The organism is Candidatus Pelagibacter sp. PS_34 (assembly GCF_059417845.1).
The window spans coordinates 872480-894294 of the sequence record NZ_CM182068.1; the positions used below are offsets into that span (position 1 = coordinate 872480).

At 28.2% G+C, this 21815-nt stretch carries 22 protein-coding genes and 1 riboswitch; of the genes, 10 read left to right on the forward strand and 12 right to left on the reverse strand.

The window, feature by feature from the left end:
* Window position 1 precedes the first annotated feature (1 nt).
* From gcvP to AC5SL3_RS04760, 6 genes are all read right to left on the reverse strand, one after another.
* Window positions 2-2860: an aminomethyl-transferring glycine dehydrogenase gene (gene gcvP / locus AC5SL3_RS04735; RefSeq protein WP_494577683.1), complete on the reverse strand. Its 2859-nt coding sequence runs from the start codon at window positions 2858-2860 to the stop codon at window positions 2-4.
* The gene (gene gcvH / locus AC5SL3_RS04740; protein WP_494577684.1) at window positions 2861-3241 is read right to left on the reverse strand and encodes a glycine cleavage system protein GcvH; all 381 of its coding nucleotides are present in this window, start codon (window positions 3239-3241) and stop codon (window positions 2861-2863) included.
* Entirely contained in the window at window positions 3238-4344 is a 1107-nt protein-coding gene (gcvT, locus tag AC5SL3_RS04745; RefSeq protein ID WP_027306688.1) for a glycine cleavage system aminomethyltransferase GcvT, read from the reverse strand. The genes gcvH and gcvT overlap by 4 nt, the downstream gene beginning before the upstream one ends.
* Before the next feature lie 77 nt (window positions 4345-4421).
* Window positions 4422-4511: riboswitch (glycine riboswitch) on the reverse strand.
* A 24-nt stretch (window positions 4512-4535) separates the two neighbouring features.
* The gene (locus tag AC5SL3_RS04750; protein WP_011281851.1) at window positions 4536-5417 is read right to left on the reverse strand and encodes a DMT family transporter; all 882 of its coding nucleotides are present in this window, start codon (window positions 5415-5417) and stop codon (window positions 4536-4538) included.
* On the reverse strand, window positions 5404-6357 hold the full coding sequence (locus AC5SL3_RS04755; RefSeq protein ID WP_494577686.1) for a 5-oxoprolinase subunit C family protein: 954 nt from the start codon (window positions 6355-6357) through the stop codon (window positions 5404-5406). The genes AC5SL3_RS04750 and AC5SL3_RS04755 overlap by 14 nt, the downstream gene beginning before the upstream one ends.
* The gene (locus tag AC5SL3_RS04760; protein ID WP_494577688.1) at window positions 6350-7036 is read right to left on the reverse strand and encodes a 5-oxoprolinase subunit B family protein; all 687 of its coding nucleotides are present in this window, start codon (window positions 7034-7036) and stop codon (window positions 6350-6352) included. Before AC5SL3_RS04760 ends, AC5SL3_RS04755 begins: the two co-directional genes overlap by 8 nt.
* A 27-nt stretch (window positions 7037-7063) precedes the next feature.
* On the opposite strand from AC5SL3_RS04760, the gene AC5SL3_RS04765 reads away from it, so the two are divergent.
* From AC5SL3_RS04765 to AC5SL3_RS04775, 3 genes are read left to right on the forward strand one after another with little or no spacing between them, the layout of a single operon-like run.
* Window positions 7064-7837, forward strand: a complete 774-nt coding sequence (locus AC5SL3_RS04765) for a 5-oxoprolinase subunit PxpA (RefSeq protein WP_494577690.1) — start codon at window positions 7064-7066, stop codon at window positions 7835-7837.
* A 3-nt stretch (window positions 7838-7840) separates the two neighbouring features.
* Window positions 7841-8332 carry a tetratricopeptide repeat protein gene (locus AC5SL3_RS04770; protein WP_494577692.1) on the forward strand — a complete coding sequence of 164 codons (492 nt, stop codon included), beginning with the start codon at window positions 7841-7843 and terminating at the stop codon, window positions 8330-8332.
* A 41-nt stretch (window positions 8333-8373) separates the two neighbouring features.
* Complete coding sequence (locus tag AC5SL3_RS04775; protein WP_006997251.1) at window positions 8374-8988, forward strand: YjbE family putative metal transport protein; 615 nt, start codon at window positions 8374-8376, stop codon at window positions 8986-8988.
* Here the strand turns inward: AC5SL3_RS04775 and AC5SL3_RS04780 are convergent.
* From AC5SL3_RS04780 to AC5SL3_RS04795, 4 genes are all read right to left on the reverse strand, one after another.
* Complete coding sequence (locus AC5SL3_RS04780) at window positions 8985-9731, reverse strand: maleate cis-trans isomerase family protein (RefSeq protein WP_271766716.1); 747 nt, start codon at window positions 9729-9731, stop codon at window positions 8985-8987. The two genes, AC5SL3_RS04775 and AC5SL3_RS04780, sit on opposite strands and share 4 nt — an antisense overlap.
* 334 nt (window positions 9732-10065) lie before the next feature.
* Window positions 10066-10788: a glycosyltransferase gene (locus AC5SL3_RS04785; RefSeq protein ID WP_494577694.1), complete on the reverse strand. Its 723-nt coding sequence runs from the start codon at window positions 10786-10788 to the stop codon at window positions 10066-10068.
* Window positions 10785-11204 (reverse strand): GDP-mannose 4,6-dehydratase, encoded by a 420-nt coding sequence (locus AC5SL3_RS04790; RefSeq protein ID WP_494578787.1) that lies wholly within the window; start codon window positions 11202-11204, stop codon window positions 10785-10787. The genes AC5SL3_RS04785 and AC5SL3_RS04790 overlap by 4 nt, the downstream gene beginning before the upstream one ends.
* A 22-nt stretch (window positions 11205-11226) precedes the next feature.
* A complete protein-coding gene (locus AC5SL3_RS04795; protein WP_494577696.1) occupies window positions 11227-11703 on the reverse strand; it encodes an NAD-dependent epimerase/dehydratase family protein in 477 nt (158 codons plus the stop codon).
* 40 nt (window positions 11704-11743) lie between these two features.
* Between AC5SL3_RS04795 and AC5SL3_RS04800 the strand changes: the two genes are divergently transcribed.
* Together AC5SL3_RS04800 and AC5SL3_RS04805 are read left to right on the forward strand one after the other, a co-directional pair.
* Window positions 11744-12970 carry a class I SAM-dependent methyltransferase gene (locus tag AC5SL3_RS04800; protein ID WP_494577697.1) on the forward strand — a complete coding sequence of 409 codons (1227 nt, stop codon included), beginning with the start codon at window positions 11744-11746 and terminating at the stop codon, window positions 12968-12970.
* Window positions 12971-12980: 10 nt separating this feature from the next.
* Window positions 12981-13874: a class I SAM-dependent methyltransferase gene (locus AC5SL3_RS04805; protein WP_494577699.1), complete on the forward strand. Its 894-nt coding sequence runs from the start codon at window positions 12981-12983 to the stop codon at window positions 13872-13874.
* A gap of 21 nt (window positions 13875-13895) precedes the next feature.
* Here AC5SL3_RS04805 and AC5SL3_RS04810 read toward each other — a convergent pair whose 3' ends face one another.
* Window positions 13896-15146 carry a hypothetical protein gene (locus tag AC5SL3_RS04810; protein WP_494577701.1) on the reverse strand — a complete coding sequence of 417 codons (1251 nt, stop codon included), beginning with the start codon at window positions 15144-15146 and terminating at the stop codon, window positions 13896-13898.
* A 331-nt stretch (window positions 15147-15477) separates the two neighbouring features.
* On the reverse strand, window positions 15478-16530 hold the full coding sequence (locus AC5SL3_RS04815) for an acyltransferase family protein (RefSeq protein WP_494577702.1): 1053 nt from the start codon (window positions 16528-16530) through the stop codon (window positions 15478-15480).
* 396 nt (window positions 16531-16926) lie between these two features.
* Here AC5SL3_RS04815 and AC5SL3_RS04820 point away from each other — a divergent pair, with 396 nt between their 5' ends.
* Genes AC5SL3_RS04820 through AC5SL3_RS04840 form a run of 5 tightly spaced genes read left to right on the forward strand, consistent with a single transcriptional unit; the run spans window position 16927 to window position 21811 of the window.
* A complete protein-coding gene (locus tag AC5SL3_RS04820; RefSeq protein WP_494577704.1) occupies window positions 16927-18093 on the forward strand; it encodes an LLM class flavin-dependent oxidoreductase in 1167 nt (388 codons plus the stop codon).
* Entirely contained in the window at window positions 18093-18680 is a 588-nt protein-coding gene (locus AC5SL3_RS04825) for an amino acid synthesis family protein (RefSeq protein ID WP_020169626.1), read from the forward strand. Before AC5SL3_RS04820 ends, AC5SL3_RS04825 begins: the two co-directional genes overlap by 1 nt.
* Window positions 18681-18684: 4 nt before the next feature.
* Window positions 18685-19467, forward strand: coding sequence for an alpha/beta fold hydrolase (locus AC5SL3_RS04830; protein WP_271486270.1), 783 nt, complete (start codon window positions 18685-18687; stop codon window positions 19465-19467).
* Window positions 19468-20949 (forward strand): aldehyde dehydrogenase, encoded by a 1482-nt coding sequence (locus tag AC5SL3_RS04835; RefSeq protein ID WP_271766689.1) that lies wholly within the window; start codon window positions 19468-19470, stop codon window positions 20947-20949.
* Window positions 20950-20953: 4 nt separating this feature from the next.
* Entirely contained in the window at window positions 20954-21811 is an 858-nt protein-coding gene (locus tag AC5SL3_RS04840; RefSeq protein WP_271766687.1) for a DMT family transporter, read from the forward strand.
* The last annotated feature ends 4 nt before the right edge of the window (window positions 21812-21815 follow it).

The window sequence follows — 21815 nt, forward strand, 5'->3', positions numbered from 1 at the left end:
TCTAAGCAGCTGTGTCTTCGTACTCTTCCATAGATGGACATGTGCAAAACAAGTTTTTATCTCCATAAACATTATCTACTCTACCAACTGGAGGCCAATATTTATTTGTTCTTAAAAACTCTGAAGGATAAGCGGCCTCTTCTCTTTCATACTTATGATCCCACTTATTGGATGTTAATTCAACGTGAGTATGTGGCGCATTCTTCAATGGGTTGTCAGTCTTGTCATATTCACCCGACTGAATTTTATCTATTTCTTGTTTTATTTTTATAAGAGTAGAACAAAATTTATCAATTTCACTCAAACTTTCACTTTCTGTAGGTTCAATCATCATTGTACCAGCAACAGGCCAAGACATTGTTGGAGCATGGTAGCCAAAATCAATCAATCGCTTTGCAATATCTTCTTCAGTGATCCCTGTTTCACTTTTTATCGTTCTAATATCAATGATACATTCATGAGCTACATTGCCACTTTTACCCTTATATAAAATTGGAAAAGAGTCTTTTAATTTGTGGGCAATATAATTTGCATTTAGTATTGCAACTTGTGATGCTTTTCTTAAGCCTTCAGAACCCATCATCTTTATATACATCCATGAAATCGATAAGATACTTGAGCTACCCCAAGGAGCTGCAGATACCGCTCCCATTCCAGTCACTGGACCACAATCTTTTATCACAGAATGTTTTGGCAAAAATATTTCTAAATGTTTTTTACACGCTATTGGTCCCATACCAGGTCCACCACCGCCATGAGGTATACAAAATGTTTTATGCAAATTTATATGACAAACATCTGGTCCAAAATTTCCTGGTTTAGCAATACCTACTAATGCATTTAAGTTAGCTCCATCCATGTAAACTTGCCCACCATGATTATGAATTAACTCACATATGTCAGTTATTTTCTCTTCAAATACACCATGTGTTGATGGATAAGTGACCATAAGGGCAGCTAAATTTTCTGAATGTTCTTCAGCTTTATTTTTTAAATCTTCATAGTCTACGTTTCCATATTGATCACATTTAACAACAACTACTTTCATACCAACCATTTGAGCACTAGCCGGGTTTGTGCCATGCGCTGAACTTGGAATTAAACAAACATTACGATTCGTTTCACCATTTTTTTCATGAAATTTACGTATTACCATTAGACCAGCAAACTCTCCTTGAGCACCAGCATTTGGTTGCAATGAAACTCCATAAAATCCAGTAATTGATCTCAACCAGTTTTTCAAATCTGTAAATAATTCTCTATAACCATCCATTTGCTCTACAGGAGAAAAAGGATGTGGCTGTGAAAATTCTTTCCAGGTAACTGGTATCATTTCTGCAACTGCATTAAGTTTCATAGTGCACGAGCCTAAGGCAATCATAGATTTATTTAAAGCAATGTCAGAGTCTTCTAATTTTTTTAAATATCTAAGCATTTCTGTTTCCGAATGATAACTATTAAAAACTGGATGATCTAAATAAGTTGAAGTTCTTAATAGGTTTTTTGGAATATTAGATAAACTTTCATTCATATTTTCTTTAATTGTTTCTGAACAATTAAAGATTTTTAGTAACTGATTTGCTCTATAAAGATTTTTTCTCTCATCAAAAGATACTGCTAACATTTCAGAATTCACTTTTCTGATGTTCACTCCTTGATCTAAAGCATTTTTGTATATCTTCTCTGTTTTATCTAGAGTTTTTATTGTTACCGTATCAAAAAATTCATTTGAATAAAGTTCATAACCAGATTGCTTTAGTTTATCTGCAAAATTTTTAGTTAATTGAGAGACACTTTCTGCAATTTTTTTAATTCCTTGTGGACCATGATAGACCGCATATGCTGCAGAAACTATTGCCAATAATGCTTGTGCAGTACAAATATTACTTGTAGCTTTGTCTCTTCTTATATGTTGCTCTCTTGTTTGAAGGGCAAGTCTATATGCTTTTTTCCCATGTCTATCTACTGACACACCTACTATTCTGCCTGGCATTGATCTTTTATATTCATCTTTTGTAGCAAAAAATGCTGCATGGGGACCACCATAACCCATTGGAATTCCGAAACGTTGAGAGCTACCGACAGCAATATCGGCACCTAACTCAGCAGGTGTTTTTAGTTTAGCGAGTGCTAACAAATCACATGCTAAAACTGCTTTTCCATTAAATTTATGTATTTTACTAATAGCCTCACTTGGGTCTTTAATATCTCCAAGAGTTCCTGGATATTGAATGATACCACATATAATATTTTCTTTAATATCTTTATCTTCGTCACCAACTATTATTTCTAGGCCTAAAGGTTCAGCTCTTGTTTTAATCACATCAATTGTTTGAGGATGACAATTTTTTGAAACAAAAACTTTTTTAGATTCAGACTTAGATATTCTATAACTCAATCCCATAGCTTCCGCTGCAGCTGTTCCTTCATCTAAAAGAGAGGCATTAGCGATATCCATTCCAGTAAAGTCAATTATCATTTGTTGAAAATTTAATAACATTTCCAATCTGCCTTGTGCTACTTCTGGCTGATAAGGGGTATAAGAAGTATACCATCCTGGATTTTCTAAAATATTTCTAAGTATTACATAGGGAGTATAAGTTCCATAATAACCCATTCCTATAAAGCTAGAATAAATCTTATTTTTTTTAGAAATATCTTTTAATTTTCTAAGTGCTTTATATTCAGAATTTGGATCACCAATATCCAAATCATCTTTAAGAAGAATTTTTTCTGGTACAGTATCTTTTATTAAATCATCAAGATTTTGGTATCCCAACTCTTTAAGCATAACATTTTGTTCATCAATAGATGGACCTATATGTCTTTGTATAAAATCTTTTTGAGCATTCTTTAACATTTAACTACCACTTTCTTTTGAAAATTTTTCGTATTCTTCTTTATTCATTAATGAATCCATTTCAGACTTATCAGTAATTTTTAATTTAAAAAACCATGCTTCATTTTCTGGATCAGAATTAACTTTTGCAGGATCGTCAACAATGGCTTGGTTATTTTCGATAATTTCTCCAGATACAGGAGTATAAATATCACTTGCAGCCTTTGTAGATTCTACAACTCCAGCATTGCCATCTTTAACCACAGAAGATCCTATTTCTGGTAACTCTACGAAAACAATATCTCCTAGCATTTCGGTTGCATGTTGTGTAATTCCTACAATAGCAGTGTCTCCATCTAACTTTATCCACTCGTGTTCTTTAGAATATTTTACTTCACTCATTTGCTAGCTCCTTTCACATAACTTTTTTTATAAAATGGCAAATTACTTATAATTGCCGGATATTTTTTTCCTCTCACTTCTAAAAAAACCTTAGTATCAATTTTAGAAAATGAATTTTCTACATAACCCATTGCAACTGGGGCCTGAACGCTGGGTCCAAAAGTTCCACTTGTAATTTCCCCAATATTTTTATCATCCTCACTAAATATTGAAGTTTTTTCACGGGCTATAATTCTTCCTTCTGGCTTAATACCTACGCGGATTTTGCTTACTCCTTTCTCAATTTGAGATTTAATTTTTTCACATCCAATAAACCCACCCTCAAGAATTCTATTTTTTGATATCGCCCATTTTAAATTTGCTTCTACTGGGCTTTTATTAATATCCATGTCATGACCATACAAACAAAGTCCCGCCTCCAGTCTCAAGGTATCTCTGGCACCTAATCCAATTAAATTAGCCCCTTCATCTATGAGTTTTTGCACAAACACTTCTGCGTTCTCATTTTTGATCGATATCTCAAATCCATCTTCACCGGTATACCCTGATCTTGTGATATAAACATCTTCTTTAAGATAATTAAACGTATCGCCATTCATAAATTTTAGATCTGATACTCCATTGATTATCTTTTCTAGTATTTGGACTGCTTTAGGACCTTGAATTGCTATAAGCGATAGCTCTTCACTTAAAATCATTTCATACTTATCTTCTAACAATTTAGTTAAAAGTTTAAAATCTGTATTCTTACAAGCAGCATTTAATACAATGTTAAAACCACCTTCAACTTTTGTGATAATCAAATCATCATAAATTCCTGCTTCATCATTCATTAAAAAACTATATTTGGATTGATTTAATTTAGCCTTACTCAATTCAGCTGGAAAAATTTTTTCAAGATCTTTTGCCAACTTATCATCTCCTTTAATGAATAACTGACCCATATGGGACACATCAAAAATACCTGCATTTTCTCTTGTACTTTTGTGTTCCTCAATAATTCCTTTAGAATATTGAATTGGCATTTGATACCCAGCAAATGGAACAAACTTAGCTCCATGCTTTTGATGTAAACTGTAAAGTGCGGTTTTTAAAATATCCATATTAACTTACTGTACCCATCTGTATGTTTGCCTGAGAGTTTTATTCCGTCGGCGAGAACTTAATCTCTTTCCAGAGTTAATATGTTACGGTCCTTTTGCCTGAGAGATTCCTGGGTGGTTGCTCCTTCGGCGCTACGATTGTTTGTAGTCTCTCCCGTATATAAGAATAATCTACCAGATATGTAACAGAGTCAATTAATAATTTTTTCTTTTTTATTTGAAAAAAGTAGTGAGTAAAATTGCAATAATACTGCAAAAAGAATTACTCCTCCTCCGATTAAAGTAAATAAAGAAGGTCGTTCAGCTGCAAATAAAAAGGCCCACATTGGCCCCAACACAGATTCGGATAACATGATTATACCAACCATTGCAGATGGTGTACTACGTGCACCCATAGTTATAAATATAAAACCAAATCCTACTTGAAAAAAACCTGCTGTAAAACCTAAAAATATATCATGTGAAGAAATCATAAGCTTCTCAGATAATAAAAATCCAATAAAGCATGAACTCACACCAGCTATAAATTGAGCTGGCACCATGTCAACTGTAGGAAATTTTCTAACAATTATAATTAAGACTGCAAATGTAATTGGCATGCTAAAAGCCGCTAAGTTTCCAGACATCTCTCCTGGTGATAAAGAATTACCTACCATTAATAGGACACCCGTAATTGCTAAAATAATTGAAGCTAAAGTAATAGATGAAATTGTTTCTTTTAAAAATAAATAACCAAATATTGCTAAAAAGAGTATTTGCGTCGAAATAATAAAATTAGTATTGGCAACAGTTGTATTATACATCGCAAAGACGTACCCACAAAAACCAAATGATAAAATAACTCCGCCAATAAGTCCTGGTAAACCTGAATCGTAAAACGCTTTAAATAATTTTTTTTTATAAGTAATTATTAAAAAAAGTAAGACTGTAAGCGAGAAAAATAAAGATCTCCAAAATAATATTTGCCATAAGGTTGATCCTTCAAATGATTTAACAATTAAGCCTCCAAAGCTTAAGCAGCAAGCTCCCATAAAAACTAATATAGGACCTGGAATTTTATTAATTACATTCATTTAAATATTTATTTGTATCTTCTATGTATGCTTTAAATATATTCTGAGCTTCTTCAAGACTTACTTCCTTAAAATTTATAATAGTGCCTGGTGTCAATTGACCTACTCGATCTAAGTCTGCTGAAATAACAACACCTATTTTGGGATATCCACCTATAGTTCCGTGATCAGACAACATAACAATAGGGTTTCCATCAGCAGGTACTTGTATTACTCCTTTTACAAGACCTTCAGATTTTATATTAGAGCTAACAATGTTTTCTAACTTGGGACCACTTAGTCTAATACCCATTCTATCTGCTAATTTAGTAACTGAAAATTCTTTGTTAAAAAAATTATTTTGAGCCTCTGTTGAAAAATAATCAAAATTAGTACCCTTAATAACTCTAATTATATAATCTGGAACTTCTTTATAATTAATTTCTGTTTCTTCAATTTTTTTAAAATCTGAATTTTTTATAAAAATTTTATCTTTTATAGAATATTTTTTTCCATTATTTGGACCAACATTTGCCTTGGTATTTATAGAATAACTATTCCATGTTTTGTTCAATTCTAAACCCCCACTAATTGATAAATATCCATAAGCAGTATTTTTTGTTGATATTAAATCAATTTGATCTTCGTCTTCTAAAATATAGTTTTTATAACAAACACCATTTTCAATGTTTGAATTTTTTCTAATTATCTTGAAAAGCACATCCCCAGTAACACTAAGATTAATTTTCCCATTTTTTAATTTTAGAAGTGGACCCTGATAAGCAAATTCAATAACAGCTTCATCTAAATTATTACCAACTAACTTATTGCTTAGTTTATAATTTCTTTGATCAATTGCCCCACTTACAGTAATACCCACATAATACATGTGATTTCTTCCTCTATCCTGAATGGTTGTGTTAACTCCTGATCTTATAATTTCAAAATATGAATTACTCATTCCAGTCTAGATACTCCTCCTTAGAAATTTGATAAAAGATCACTTTGTTACCTGGTTTAATTAAGGTTGGATCTAATAAATTTGATTTATCAAAAACCTTTTTTGGTGTGTTGCCGATAATATTCCAGCCACCAGGGCTTTCAAAAGTGTAAATATTTGTAAATTGTTCGGTTATGGCCACAGAGCCTTTTGGAACTTTTACTCTTGGCGTTTCCAATCTATCGCATCTGATACCTTTATTAATATCTCCTAGAAAAGGCATGCCAGCAATAAATCCTGTCATGTAGCAAAAATATTCCTTACCAAAATATAGTTCTAATATTTTATCTTTATCTATATTCAATTTTTTAGTTAGCCTCAAAAAATCTAGTCCATACTCATCATCACAACAAACTGGTATTCTAATTTTTTGATTATTATCTTTAATATCTCTAATAATAGTTAAACCTTCTATAAAATTTTTGATTTTTTTATAGTTGGTTATAGATAAATCAAAATTAATGATTAATTTATTATAAGAAGGTGTTAAATTAATTATTCCTTCAATTTTTTTATCTTTTATTAATTTTGATATATGGTGAAAATAATCTATGACATTTGCATTTATTTTTTCATTAACCTCTGAGCCAAAATCACAATATACTGCCGCATCACCAAGATTTGATATATTTTTAACCATGCCATGTTATACTAGAGAGTAAAGAGTATGGAAATTAATATCAATTGTGATTTAGGAGAAAAATCTAAGTTTCATTCTATCGAGAATGATCCAGAATTACTCAATATTGTAAATTCTGCCAACATTGCATGTGGTTACCATGCAGGTGATGAACAAACAATGGAGATGGTTATTCAAATTTCAAAAAAAAATGGTGTTAGCTTGGGTGCCCATCCATCATTTAAAGATCCTGAAAACTTTGGAAGAAAAAGAATGAATTTAAGTTCCTTAGAAATAAAAAAACTAATTTTCGACCAATATGAAATATTACAAAAAATTGCTCAGAAATATAATGAAAATGTTACTCATATTAAACCCCATGGGGCTCTTAATAATATGGCTTGTGAAGACCTGGAATTAGCCACAACTCTAGCTGTGGCCATTAAAGAGATTAATAAAGATATTATTTATCTGGTACCAACGGGTTCACAAATGGAAGTTGCTGCTAAGAAAAATGGTTTGAAAATAGCTTGTGAAATTTTTGCAGATAGAAATTATGAAGATAATGGAAATTTAATTTCTAGAAGTAAACCAAACGCTTTAATCACTGACCCTCAATTAGCAAAAAACCATGTGTTGAACATGGTTAAAAATCAGGCAATAAATTGTCTCAGTGGTAAACAGATACCTTGTGAGATTGACTCGGTTTGTATACATGGTGATAATGAAAGCTCATTGGCAACTGCAAAATCTATCAGAGATAATTTAGTTGATAATGGCTTAGAACTAAAACCTTTAAATAAAATGGATAAATTTAATTAAAATATGAAAAAACTTATTTATACTTTACTAATAATTATAGCACTCACTAATAATTTATTTGCAGCAGGAAGTAGCAGTGATAGCGATTCTACACCTAAAGCTTCAGACTACACAAAAGCAAAAAATTTAATTAACGACGCTAAAAAATATGAAAAAAAAGGAAAAATTGACAAAGCACAAGAAAGATATGCTAAAGCACAAAAGCTTCTTTTAAAATCTAATGATGAAAAACCACTGCAGGCAGATACTTTAAATTATTTAGGTTTTACTACTAGAAAACTTGGAGATTTTGAAGGAGGTGAAAAATTTTACTTACAAGGCCTAGAAATTGAACCTAATCATAATGGAATAAATGAATACCTTGGTGAGCTTTATGTGGTTACAAACCGAATAGATATGGCTAAAGAAAGGTTAGAAGTTTTAAAAACTTGTAATTGTGAAGAATATGAGGAGCTAAAAGAAATTATCGACGGTTCAAAGAAGTCTAAATATTAAAACATTGAATTAAAATAATTATTTAATATTATAAAAAAATCTTGATCGAAGAATTCATAATTTTAACCCAAATCATCTTTATTGATATCATCTTAGCTGCTGATAATGCTATTATTATTGGATTAATTGCTGCTAACTTTGTACCAAAAAATAGAAAGCAAATAATTCTCTGGGGTGTAGCTGGAGCTTTAGTTTTTAAAATTATTTTTGCTCTTTTTGCTACTTACTTATTTGAATTTTATTATATTAAAATTTTAGGTGGACTACTTCTAATTTGGATTGTTAATGATTTAAGGAAAGATTTAGTTGAAATGAAAAATAAGATTAAATCACCAGTAAAAAAATCAACAGAACCTTCATTTGTAAAAAGTATTTATAAAGTTTTATTTGCAGATATTACAATAAGTTTTGATAACGTTATCGGGGTAGTTGGTGCTGCAAAAGGTCATTTTGGCTTCATGATATTTGGCCTTGTTTTATCTGTAGTATTAACTGGAGCATTAGCTACTTATTTAGCTAATTATATTCAAAAAAACTTATGGATAGCCTATGTAGGGTTAGGTTTTATTTTAATAGTAGCACTTCAGTTAATTATTGGTGGATTAAATGATTATGGTGTCTTATCGATTAATGAAACTTTTAAACAATATTTCTAATTAACTTCAAAAATTTTTCCAAACCCAACAACTGGACCTTTATTTCCAATTAGGTTTAAAGCATCCCAAATTAATGTTTGATTACTTGATAAAACTATCTTATTCAATTTTTTTTCAAGCTGATCTATTATTGATAAGACTGGCAATGCAGTGCAAGACACAAATAATGCATCACTATCTTCTAGATCTATTTTGGATAAAACTTCAAATAAATAGTCTTCATCAACTTTTCCAATATCTAAATCAGATGCAATATCAAAATAAGTTAAAGAATTAACGCATACGTTTTCTTTTTCAAAGTAACTAACCACAGAGTCGTTTATTGTCTTTGTATAAGGTGTAAAGATAGAAATTTTATTAATACCCATTACATTTAAAGCTTTAATTGCAGAAGTTATGGGAGTTGTCACTTTTGCTTCAGGCTTAGCTAAATTTACTTTATCTTTTATCACATCATATCCAGCAGCAACTGTCCCTGACGTACAACCATATGCTACACAATCTATTTTTTGATCTGGCAAAATATCTTTCGTAACATCGGTAATGTCATCAGCCATTTTAGCTAATGTTTCATTGGTTAGAGGGTTATAACAATGAATCCGGTTAACATAGAGATCTATATCTCTTCCATAGATCACGTTATTAAAATCCTTTTCAATTCTGAAATCACTACCCAGCGTTATAAGACCAATTCTTGGGTTCGATTTTGAAATGTATTTTGGCTCAACCTTGTTTAATTTCATAAATTACCTGTAATATTTGGATTAAATATATATTAAATTAGGAGTCTAGTTAAAATAAAGTTTGAAAAAGCAAACATAACTCATCGTTACTAAGGTTTAAACACTAAAAAATACGAAAGTGGGATCAGTCTCCCCTAAATAGCAATCTCCCATCTTACTTCAACATCCCCTGACACTACTTATTCCTACCTAATTTTCCTAATCACCTAAGAAATGTTTTAAAGATTAAGGACTATTAATGAAAAAACCTACTGACAAACTATCAACGAATATGGTACATCACACTCATCTAAAAAAAAATTGAGATAATTTTTTTAAATTTGCACATATGAATTTATTTTTGATTAAACAAATGAATTCTTAAATAAATGTAAAAAATATTAAAAAAACCAAAAATAATATTTGTAAAGGTCATCTTTGAAGAACCAGCATATCTTTTTGGCAAAAGAACAGGTATTTGTGAAACATTATAAATTTTATTAATAATTATAGTACTTTCAGTAAAAAAAATGTAACCATCATTTTTAGCTAAAAGGATGTCTTTAAGTCTAATTCTCTTACAATTGTAGAGCCGATAAGCACCAGATGAATCTAATTTTGTATTAAAAAGAAAAGCAACAAGAAAGTATCGAAAACTTGTTATTATTTTCCTTAAAATGTTCCATTCAGACAAGGAATTTTTTACACCAAAACGATTGGTAATTATTAAGTCTTCAGTATTTGCTAATTTAAGCATTTTATTAATATATTTTGGATCATGAGTGCCATCACAGTCCATTGTAATTATATATCTATATTTATTTTTATATCCATACTTTATTCCATCTTTATGTGCAGATCCAATTCCTAATTTTTTTTTTCTTTTTAAAAGAAAAATTTTTTTAGAGTTAATATTTTTAATAAGATCAAGGGTTCCATCATAAGAATTATCATCTACAAATAATATATCATGTTTAAATTTAATATATTTTGAAATTTTATTTAAAATAAAATAAATATTATTTTTTTCATTATAAGTGGGTATTATTATTAAACAATTTTTTTTGAAAGATGTCATAATGAGTTTTTTTTATTAATATTAAATATTTCATCAGCTGCAATAAAAATATTTTTTTTTATTTTCCAATTAAGTTTCTTTTTGGCAAGTTTGTTATTACCTATTATATAAAATTTATTTTTTTTTGGTTTTTTTGTAATTTTAATAGATTTATTATATTTTTTGATAAGATGGTTTATAATTGAATTAATTTTAGTTTTTTTTGAAGATGATAATATTAAATTATCAAAATTAATTTCTTTTTTTATCAATAAATAAATTGCATTACAAATATCCTCAGCATGAGAAAAATCTCCCTGGATATTACTTTCATAAATTTCATTTATAAATTTTTCATTATTATTAATTATAGCTTTGGTTAGTCTAGGTAAAAGAAATTTCTTATTTCTATAAATAGAGTCATGATTAAAAAGTATTAAATTTGAATATTTAAAATTTTTATTTTTTTTTTTCTTTTAAATAATTAATTATTTTTACTCTAAATTTTGTGTAAATATTTGGTGTGGATATTTTACTACTTTCATTGATTATTTTATTTTTTTTATTAAGATAAATTTGAGATGTATTTGCAAATATAAAATTTATTTTTAAATTAGTTTTAATTATGGCATCTATCAAATTTTTTGCTGATAGTATATTATTTGTTGAGAAATCTTTTGTTTTTAGATCTAAATATGATGGATTATCTGATCCGAAATGTACAATAGTACTTGGATTTATATTTTTTATTAAATCCAACAATTTTTTTTTATTTTGTAGATCAATCTTTTTATAAATAACTTTTTTTATCTTTAGTTTATTATTTTTTGGTTTAATAAAACCAAATACTTTATATTTAAAACTAACAAGTATTTTTGATAAAATTCTACCATCTTGTCCAAGTGCTCCCGTAATAATTATTCTATTATTATGCATTAGATATATATTATAAATTTATATGCTATACATTTCTAATATGAAAAGAAAAAAATGCAGATCATGTTCCAATAAAAATTTAAAGGCTGCTTTTGATATGGGGTCTCAAAAGCTTTCAGGAATTTTTCCTAATAATAAAACTCAAAAAAATGTCCCTGAAGGAAGCTTAGCAATGGTTTTTTGCGACAATTGTAAGCTATTACAATTAGAAAATTCATTTGATGCAAACACAATGTATGGCAACAATTATGGCTATATGTCCGCATTAAATAATTCAATGATCCAGCACTTAAAAAAAAAAGCATTTAATCTTAAAAAAATTACTAACCTTATACAAGGTGATTTAGTGTTAGATATAGGTAGTAATGATGGAACTTTTTTAAGTTTTTTTTCTAATAAATTTAACTTGATTGGGATAGACCCAACAATTAAAAAATTAGGTGCTCTTTATAGAAAAGATATAAATAAATTTCCTAATTTTTTTACAAAAGAATTAATTACAAGAAATTTTTCAAAAAAAGTTAAACTGATTACTTCAATATCAATGTTTTATGATTTAGAAGATACTATAAAGTTTGCTGAAGATATTTATGATATTTTAGATGAAAATGGCTTATGGCATTTAGAACAAAGCTATATGCCTATGATGTTAAAAAATAACTCCTATGACACTATTTGTCATGAACATCTTGAATATTATTCGTTAAGATCAATTAAATATATTTTTGATAAAGTTGGATTTAAAATAGTAGATTTAGAGTTTAATGAAATAAATGGTGGCAGCTTTGCTTTGACTGTTGCTAAGAAAAAAAATATAAAATTCAAAGAAGTTAAATATTTAATAGATTGGCTTTTAAAAAAAGAAGATTTATTTAACTATAACTCAATGAAATCATTTAAAAATTTTTTTGAAAATACAAAAAAACATAGAACAATATTTAAAGAATTATTACTTAATTTAAACGATATGAAAAAATCTGTTATTGGTTATGGAGCTTCAACTAAAGGTAATATAATTTTACAATATTGTGGCATCGATTCAAATTTAGTTCCATTTATTGGTGAGGTAAATAAATTTAAATATAATAAATATACTCCAGGATCAAAAATAAAGATAATCTCTGAAAGAAAGGCTAGAGCTTTAAATCCAGATTATTTCCTAGTTTTACCTTGGCATTTTAAAAATCATATAGTTAGAAAGGAGAGAAAATTTTCCAAAAATAAGGGAAAATTAATATTTCCTTTACCTGATATTGATATTATATAATTAGACTATTATGAAAAAAAATTGTTATTACTGCAAAAATCCCAGTGACCTATATTTAAAGTCCTCTACCAAAAATAAAAATAGTAATTTTAACTTTACATCAACCGAAACAGATGCTCATAAAGAAATAAAACCAAATCTCTTTTATTGTAAAAAATGTGAAATTATATTTTCGGAATTATGTGATACTAAATTTGAAGAATATTATGATATAAAAGATCAATTATATGTCGATCAAATAGAAAATAAAAAACAATATTTTAATCATTTAATTAACAAAATATCTGATAAAATTAAAAAAACTGATAATGTTTTAGAGATTGGAGCTTATTATGGTGCTTTTGGGTCGCAAATTATAAATAAAATAAATAACTATAATGGCTTGGAACTTTCCTCCTATGCAACAAAATATGCAATAGAAAGTTTTAACTTAAATATTAGTAATCAAAATATTTTTGATTTTTTAAATTTGAATGAAAAAAAATTTGATATTATATTCATGTTCGATGTAATAGAGCATTTAGATGACCCTATTTCAGTTATGAATATATGTTCCAAAAATTTAAATCAGAATGGAAGATTGATAATTACGACTATGAACATGGACTCTTTTTTTGCAAAAATTACAGGCAAATACTACCCATGGATAATACCAATGCATAAGTTCTATTTTACAAATTATTCAATGAAAAAATATTTAGAAAAAAACAACTTTCAGCTAGATAAAACTGTAAATGATGTAAGAATAGTTAGTTTGGACTACTTATTTTTAAAGCTCTCTCACAAAATATCTATGTTTAAGTACTTACATAGATTTATAATTAAGTTTAATTTCCTTAAAAATTTTAAAGTTAAGTTTTCACTTTTTGATATTAATATTTATTGCGCTTCACTTAAAGGTTAATTTAACTACTAAAGAGTAGGTTTATTTATTAGCAATAATTTTTCTATACCTAAAAAAATTTTTAATATGCAAAAATAAGATAGATGTAGAAAGTGAAATAACTACAAAATCTAAAATACTTTTAATTGTTATCGCTATTATGAATTTTTCTGAAAATATTCTTACGTTATCAATATGTTTTATTCCATCATGAATATTTATATAAGAATATGGAAACAAAAATAAAAACCTAATAATTATTAAAAAAAATAAAATATTTAATAAGTTATTTATATTTTCTTTTTTTAAAAAAATAATATGAGGAAGTAGCAATAATATAAAAACTTCTCTGTAAGCATAATTTGAAAATGCTACATAACAAAATAAAGTAATACCTGCGCCAAGTGTAAACAGTTTGCCACTTATTAAAAAAGAATTTTTTGTAATTTTTAAATCATCTATATCTATTTTTTTATAAAAAAATTTTGTCAGTAGGACAAATGAGGAATAGAATATTATTAATAATAATATATAATTAAAATTTAAGATATATTTGAATATTTTTGGAAGTGAATTAAGAGAAAATAAGTAATGGTATCCTGCTTTGCCTGAATTTAAACCTCCATCAATTATTGAAATCATATACTTGTCATAATTAACATAGCTATAAACTGCGGAAATCATGATTAATAAAAAAATTATTAATAAGTTTTTTTTAAAACTTCGATCAATATTTTCTATAAAAATATTTATCCCTAGTATTGCTGGATAGATTTTAATAAATGTTAAACAAAATATTGTAAACCAATTTATAATATAAAAACTGTTAAAAGTTATAAATACTATTGACAAAAATACAAAAATATCAAAACCTAATCTCTCAAATAATAAAACTGTCGAAGGATTTAACAATGCTAATATTAAAACAAAATATTCCAATAAAGATTTTGGATTAATTATAAATGTAATACTAATGAAAAATAAAAATATTGTTATGTATGGGAGATAATCTAAATAAAAAAATTTTAAATTTTCATTAAATGGAATGTTAAGCCATAAGTGACCATAGAAAAGTACCGAAACATAACTGGGACAATTTTTCGTATCTTCTAGATTATAAACATCAAATCCTAAATAATTACATTCCAACCAACTTATAATAGTCTTAAAATCTCCAAATAAAGTTTCCCCCTTCCAAATAAATTTTCCCACTATGTCTGAATGTAATAAATAAATTATTACAAAAAAAAATAAAATCACAAATATAGATTGATATAATTTTTGATTATTCATATTAAAAAAGTTGTTATTTTTAAAAACTCATTTTAACCATGGTTAATTAAATTTATTGCTATTAACATTCTCTCATCAATATTATTTGAAATTTCTGCATTAATCATACAATCTTTTTATCATTTTTTAACAACATTTATTTGAGAAATGATACAAGATTCTTAATCAATAGGTGCGGATTTCGATTTCGTGCAGGGGCACCATTACTCAATAAAATCTACACTAATTATTTTGCTAAATTAAATTTAAACATTAAGTTCGGTCAATCTGAATGTAAATTTCTAAAAATATAGAATAATATTATTTATTTAAGAAATGAGACTTGAATTGGTTATTTTAAAAGTTTTTTTCTTATTAAAATATTAAATTTTTTCTCAAAAAAAATAAAACTTATTAGCGCTACAAAAGAAACTAAAATTAGATACGATAATAAGAATTTTACATTCAAATATATTTTAGCATCTATATCAAAATTATATATCAGCATTATACAAATAATTTGTAATGGAACGTGACAGAGATACATACCATAGGTTAGATTTCCAAGTATATTAAATATCTTTTTTAGGTAGTTATTTATATATTTTTCAAAGCTTAAAAATAATAATAATAAACCTGGACAGAATAAAAAGGTTTTAAAATTTCCAATAAAAGATAAAAAGATTAAAAAAATACCCGCAATTAAATGTATTTTATTATTTTTATATTTATCAATGAAGAAATTTATCAAAACACCTGAATAAAATAAAGTACCACAGTCAATTATCGAATTAAAATTCAAAAGATTTATTTGATCAAGGATATTAGCTTTTCTTAAAATTAAAAAAGTTATAAAAATTATAAATATATGATAAAATTTATTTCTTCGAATATTAATTATAAAAAAAACATAAATAATTAATTCAATAGAAACACTCCAAATTGGACCATTAAAAGAACTAGTCTTTTCAAAACCCCACCCACTAATAAAAAAAAGATTTAAAATAAAATGATAAGTATCGTTGACTGAATAAATTTGATAATTACCAAATTTATTCATTGAATATATCTGAGCTAACAAAACAACAATTAATGTTACAAAATGCAATGGGTATAATCTTGCAAATCTATTAACAGCAAATTCTTTTAGTAATGGTTTGTCGGAACGTTGTAGGTAGATATATGAAAAAACAAATCCAGATATTGTAAAGAAAATTTGAACACCTAAGTCACCATATTCATAAAAAATAGAAAGATTGTTAAATAGCGGTTGAACTTTAATATCATCAAAAATATTTATTGATGAAAATTTATTATATGGATAAAAAAAATGTTGATAGTGCCAAATTAAGATCATAAATGAGCTTATGAATCTTAGTAGTTCTACTGAAGAAATTCTATTCATATAAAAACATTTTCACAATTAATTAAATGATTTCATAACCATTTCTTTAAATTCTTCAATAACCCATTCACTTAAAATAGATACCTTTTGAATTACTAGAGTATTCCACTATATTTAAACCATCATTAGTAACATTTCGTTTAACCCTCAGGTGTGTCATTGCCATAACTTTGAAAGACCTGGGGGTTTTTATTTGCTGACAATTTGCTAACAATTTGGAGATAATCATCTTTGAACATCGTCAAGATCGCTAGAGAATTTTCTGTATTCCTAGAAGTCTTAAATTGTGCTAGTGTTTCTTTAATAAAGAGAGTGACATAACTCGTCGACTAAAGATAATTCATTAGCGAAAGTGGGATCAGTCGTCTTTAAATTTAACTATTTAAGGGGGTTTGAATGAAATTTGGATATTTTTGTAATACTACTAACTGGAACCATAAACCATACGATCAATTATTAAATGAAACCCAAGAAATCACTACTTACTGTGATGAAAATAATTGGGACTCTATTTGGTATACCGAACATCACTTTAATCATGAAGGAATGGAATCTTGTACAAATCCTTTAATGATGGGTGTGGATGCAGCCGCAAGAACTAAACAAATCAGAATTGGTCAAGCTTGTAATGTAATTACATTTCATAACCCTATCCGTCTTGCAGAAGACATTGCTTTACTAGACCAGTTATCAGGTGGAAGAGTTGATGTTGGTATTGGTAGAGGAATATATGGAAGAGAAGCTATCAACATGAACAAAGAGGCTGATTTAAAAGATCAGGCAAAAAATTTTAGATTGTTTGATGAATCATTAACCATAATGAAAAAAGCATGGACTGAAAAATTTTTTAGTCACCAAGGTGAATTTTATAACTATCCTACACCTGGATTTAATTGGCAACACGACATGAGTCCACCTAGTGAAGAATTTCTTGATACAAAAACTAATGAAATAAAAAAAATTAGTATAGTACCAAAACCAAAACAACTACCTCATCCACCTATATGGCAGGTTGTTGATGGTGCGAGATCAATTGAATGGGCAGCACAAAATGGATTAAACACCATAATGTGGATACCAACTGTAAAAGCTTTAAAAACTAGATTTGAAATTTATAGAGATGCAAAATCAAAAACTGAAAATAGAGAAGTGCCGCTTGGAGAAGGTATATCTTTAGTTAGAGATATGTTTGTTGCAGAAACTATGGAAGAAGCTGAAAAATTAGCTAGCGAACATATTATTAATTACATGAAGTGGGTTTGTCATTGGAGAGGCTTGGGTAATCATATGGATCCAGGAGAAGAATTACCAGAAACAAAACACAAATTAGATTTGCTTAATTATGACTTTCTACATAAAAGAAATTTATTATTTGGGACACCAGAGTATGTTGTTAATAAAATAAATGAATTAAAGTCTGAATTAAATTTACAAAATCTTCAAGTTTGGTCAAATTTTCCTGGAATAGATCATGAAGCTTGCATGAGAAGTATAAAGTTGTTTAATGATGAGGTTATACCAAAGATTAATTTAGATAATTCAAATATAGAGAAAGCGAGTTAATGAAACTAGAACTTAGAAAGTTTACAAAATTTGTAGATAAGACTTTTATTGAAGGCGGTAAAGAAGCTAAAGAACCAGTTTTAATGGTTTCTGTTGCTGCTGTATTTAAAAATCCATGGAGTGGAAAAGGTTTTGTCGATGATCTTAAACCAATCATTTTAGATTTAGCACCTAAGTTAGGTGATATTTTAGTTCCAGAGCTTATAAAAGAGATTGGCTCACCTGAAAAAATTTTAGCATATGGAAAAGCTGGAACTGTTGGCTTAAATGGTGAAATTGAACATGCATCCGCATTTATTCATACATTAAGATTTGGTAATAAATTTAGAGATGCTGTTGGGGGGACATCTTATTTGAGTTTTACCAATACCAGAGGTCCTGCTGGATCAAAAATGTCTATTCCAATGATGCATAAAACAGATTCAGGTCTAAGGCCTTATTATTTAACTCATGAATTCACAATTCATGATGCTCCTTTTGATGATGAAATTGTTATAGCAATTGGTGGAGCCTCCACAGGTAGAGCTCATGCTAGAACAGGTGATCGTTATCAAGACATGAAAGAAATGGGAATAGATCCCAAATAAATTAATGTTTCAAAATTTTGATCCAAATCAAAATTATTATTCATTTATTGATAATAATACAGTTCCTATAGTTTTTATTCATGGAGTTGGACTTGATCAGCGGATGTGGGAACCTCAAATTGAAGCTTTCAAAGAATATTCAATAATTACATATGATTTATTGGGGCATGGAAAAACTATTCTTGATAAAGAAGATGTAACATTAGATGATTTTTCAAACCAACTAAAATCAATATTAGAATATTTAAAAGTGGGTAAGATTAATCTTGTCGGTTTTTCTTTAGGCTCTTTAATTGCACTAAATTTTGCCTCTAAATTTCAAGACAAACTAAACAGTCTTGTTGTAATGGGCACAACATATAAAAGAACTTCAGAACAAAGGTCCTTAGTTATAGAAAGATTTGAACAGGCTAAATTAAACAAACCTATTTCAAAACAAGCCCTAAAAAGATGGTTTACTGATCAATACTTAAATGACCATCCAGAAACTTATAATCAATTTATAAAAATTTTGACAAAAAATAAAAAAGATCATTTAAACTTTTTAAAAGCTTACAAGTTATTTGCTTATCATGAGGATAATAAAGATATAATTAAAAATATTAAAACTAGGACCCTTGTGATGACAGGTTCAAATGACTCAGGATCTACTGTCGAGATGTCAAAATCCTTATCTAATGATTTAATAAACTCAAGTTTTATTGAGATAAATAATGGAAAACATCTTTGTAGTATAGAGTGTGCAGATGATGTTAATATCAATCTTAAAAATTTTATTAATAGATAGATGACAAAAATTCAAAACTTTAAAATGTATATAAATGGACTGTGGGTTAATTCAGAGTCTGGAAAAACAATAGAAACTGTAAACCCAGAAAACAACGAAGTTTGGGCAACTGTTCCTGAAGCTAACGAGAAGGATGTAGATAAAGCAGTTAAGGCTGCACAAAATGCTTTTGAAAAATCTTGGTCAAATTTACACCCAAGAGAAAGAGCTAAATACTTAAGATCTCTTGCAGATCAATTAAGACAAAATGCTGAACATCTTGGTACTATAGAAACAATTGATACAGGAAAAATTTTTAGAGAAACAAAGACACAAGCTAACTATATTGCTGAATATTATGATTATTTTGCAGGACTAGCCGATAAAGTTGAAGGAACAGTTGTACCAATTGATAAACCAGACATGCAAGTAACAACTACTAGAATACCTATTGGTGTTGTTGCTGCAATAATTCCTTGGAACTCCCAAATGTTATTAACTGCGGTAAAACTAGCACCCGCATTAGCAATGGGTAATACAGTAGTAATAAAAGCTTCTGAACTAGCTCCTGTAACATTATTAGAGTTTGCAAAACTAGTTGAAAAATCAGGTATACCCAAAGGTGTTGTAAATATAATTACTGGTCTAGGTGAGCCTTGTGGTAAAGCTCTAACTACACATGACCTTGTAGAAAGAATTGCTTTTACAGGTGGTCCTGAAACTGCAAAACATATTGTTAAAAATTCTGCAGAAAATTTATCGCAAGTAAGCTTAGAACTTGGTGGAAAAAGTCCTGTTGTCGTATTCGATGATGCTGAGCAAGAGAACGCACTAAATGGAATTACTGCTGGTATCTTTGGTGCAAGCGGTCAAAGCTGTATTGCAGGATCACGACTTTACATACAATCTAAAATTTATGATGACTTTTTAAATAAGCTAATAGCTAAAGCAGAAAAAATAAAATTAGGAGCTCCTATGGATAAAGAAACTCAAATGGGACCTTTAAATAGCTATAAACAACTAGAAAATATAGAAAAAAATATCAAAGCAACAGTTGAGCAAGGTGGGAAAATTAGATGCGGTGGAAAAAGGTCTAATATATCTAGTAAAGCTTATTATTTTCCAGCTACAATTATTGAGTGTGAAAATCATAATTTGCCTACAGCAGAAAATGAATTATTTGGTCCAGTTTTATCTGTTATGAAATTTGAAACAGAAGAAGATGTGATTAAATTAATGAATGATAATAAATATGGCTTATCTTCTGGAGTTTATACCTCTAACTTTGGAAGAGGCTTGAGAGTATCAAAAGCAATTAGAGCTGGAATTACTTTTGTAAATACCTATAGGTTAATTTCACCCATGGCTCCATTTGGGGGAATTAAAGATAGTGGATATGGAAAAGAAGCAGGAATTGAGTCAATTAAAGAATACACAAGAATAAAAACCACATGGTTAAATTCATCGGATAAACCAATGACTGATCCATTTACAATGGGTTAATTTTTTGACTGTCAGACATTATTTTTTAGTTTTATTTATCATGTTTCTTTTTGGAAGTTCTTATCCAATTAATAAACTTGCATTAAATACATCCCTCACCCCTGTATTGGCAGCCTCATTGAGAATGTTTATACTTTTTGTTTGCCTTGTTCCTTTTTGTAAATTTAAAATCCCAAACAAAAAATACTATCTGCCTTTAGCAGGTTTTTCTTTATCAATGGGCTTTGGCGTTTTTATTTTTTTAAATTTATCTCTGCAAAAAGCAACTATGGTTGCTCCTATAATTATTGGAGCACAACTGGCAATACCTTTTGCAGTTCTTGCAAGCTCTTTATTTTTAGGTGAAAAGGTAACTCCTAAAATGTGGGGATTAATATTTATTTCTTTTTTTGGAATTTTTTTAATTGGTTATGATCCAAATTTAAAAAGTGAAATTTTTGCAATTTTTCTTTGTGCAATATCTGCTTTTTTCTATGGTGTGGCGAATGTGTTTTCTAGATATATTAAAGATATAGATGTGAAATTAACAAACACAGTTATGGGCTTTACTGGTTTTATACTACTTTTTCTTTTTTCTATTTTTTTTGAAGGAAACACAGTTTATCAATTACTAAATATTGATTTTTATACTTGGCTTTTATTACTCCATAATGGGGTGATGGTTTCTGTAATTGCACACACCTCATTATTTTATTTATATAAATTTTATTCAGTAAACAAAATTATGCCCTTTTATTCTTTATTTCCTGTATTTGGCCTAATCCTAACGTTCTTTATATTTGGAGAAATTCCAACTCTACTTAGTACGATTGGCGGTTTAATTATAATATTTTCGGTATATAGGCTTCAAAAAATTAGATAATTCT

What these genes read in the sequence shown, in the direction of transcription:
- gcvP (WP_494577683.1), bottom strand. Translation starts at nt 2,860, where the DNA reads ATGTTAAAGAATGCTCAAAAAGATTTTATACAAAGACATATAGGTCCA.
- gcvH (WP_494577684.1), bottom strand. Translation starts at nt 3,241, where the DNA reads ATGAGTGAAGTAAAATATTCTAAAGAACACGAGTGGATAAAGTTAGAT.
- gcvT (WP_027306688.1), bottom strand. Translation starts at nt 4,344, where the DNA reads ATGGATATTTTAAAAACCGCACTTTACAGTTTACATCAAAAGCATGGA.
- AC5SL3_RS04750 (WP_011281851.1), bottom strand. Translation starts at nt 5,417, where the DNA reads ATGAATGTAATTAATAAAATTCCAGGTCCTATATTAGTTTTTATGGGA.
- AC5SL3_RS04755 (WP_494577686.1), bottom strand. Translation starts at nt 6,357, where the DNA reads ATGAGTAATTCATATTTTGAAATTATAAGATCAGGAGTTAACACAACC.
- AC5SL3_RS04760 (WP_494577688.1), bottom strand. Translation starts at nt 7,036, where the DNA reads ATGGTTAAAAATATATCAAATCTTGGTGATGCGGCAGTATATTGTGAT.
- AC5SL3_RS04765 (WP_494577690.1), top strand. Translation starts at nt 7,064, where the DNA reads ATGGAAATTAATATCAATTGTGATTTAGGAGAAAAATCTAAGTTTCAT.
- AC5SL3_RS04770 (WP_494577692.1), top strand. Translation starts at nt 7,841, where the DNA reads ATGAAAAAACTTATTTATACTTTACTAATAATTATAGCACTCACTAAT.
- AC5SL3_RS04780 (WP_271766716.1), bottom strand. Translation starts at nt 9,731, where the DNA reads ATGAAATTAAACAAGGTTGAGCCAAAATACATTTCAAAATCGAACCCA.
- AC5SL3_RS04785 (WP_494577694.1), bottom strand. Translation starts at nt 10,788, where the DNA reads ATGACATCTTTCAAAAAAAATTGTTTAATAATAATACCCACTTATAAT.
- AC5SL3_RS04795 (WP_494577696.1), bottom strand. Translation starts at nt 11,703, where the DNA reads ATGCATAATAATAGAATAATTATTACGGGAGCACTTGGACAAGATGGT.
- AC5SL3_RS04800 (WP_494577697.1), top strand. Translation starts at nt 11,744, where the DNA reads ATGAAAAGAAAAAAATGCAGATCATGTTCCAATAAAAATTTAAAGGCT.
- AC5SL3_RS04805 (WP_494577699.1), top strand. Translation starts at nt 12,981, where the DNA reads ATGAAAAAAAATTGTTATTACTGCAAAAATCCCAGTGACCTATATTTA.
- AC5SL3_RS04810 (WP_494577701.1), bottom strand. Translation starts at nt 15,146, where the DNA reads ATGAATAATCAAAAATTATATCAATCTATATTTGTGATTTTATTTTTT.
- AC5SL3_RS04815 (WP_494577702.1), bottom strand. Translation starts at nt 16,530, where the DNA reads ATGAATAGAATTTCTTCAGTAGAACTACTAAGATTCATAAGCTCATTT.
- AC5SL3_RS04820 (WP_494577704.1), top strand. Translation starts at nt 16,927, where the DNA reads ATGAAATTTGGATATTTTTGTAATACTACTAACTGGAACCATAAACCA.
- AC5SL3_RS04825 (WP_020169626.1), top strand. Translation starts at nt 18,093, where the DNA reads ATGAAACTAGAACTTAGAAAGTTTACAAAATTTGTAGATAAGACTTTT.
- AC5SL3_RS04830 (WP_271486270.1), top strand. Translation starts at nt 18,685, where the DNA reads ATGTTTCAAAATTTTGATCCAAATCAAAATTATTATTCATTTATTGAT.
- AC5SL3_RS04835 (WP_271766689.1), top strand. Translation starts at nt 19,468, where the DNA reads ATGACAAAAATTCAAAACTTTAAAATGTATATAAATGGACTGTGGGTT.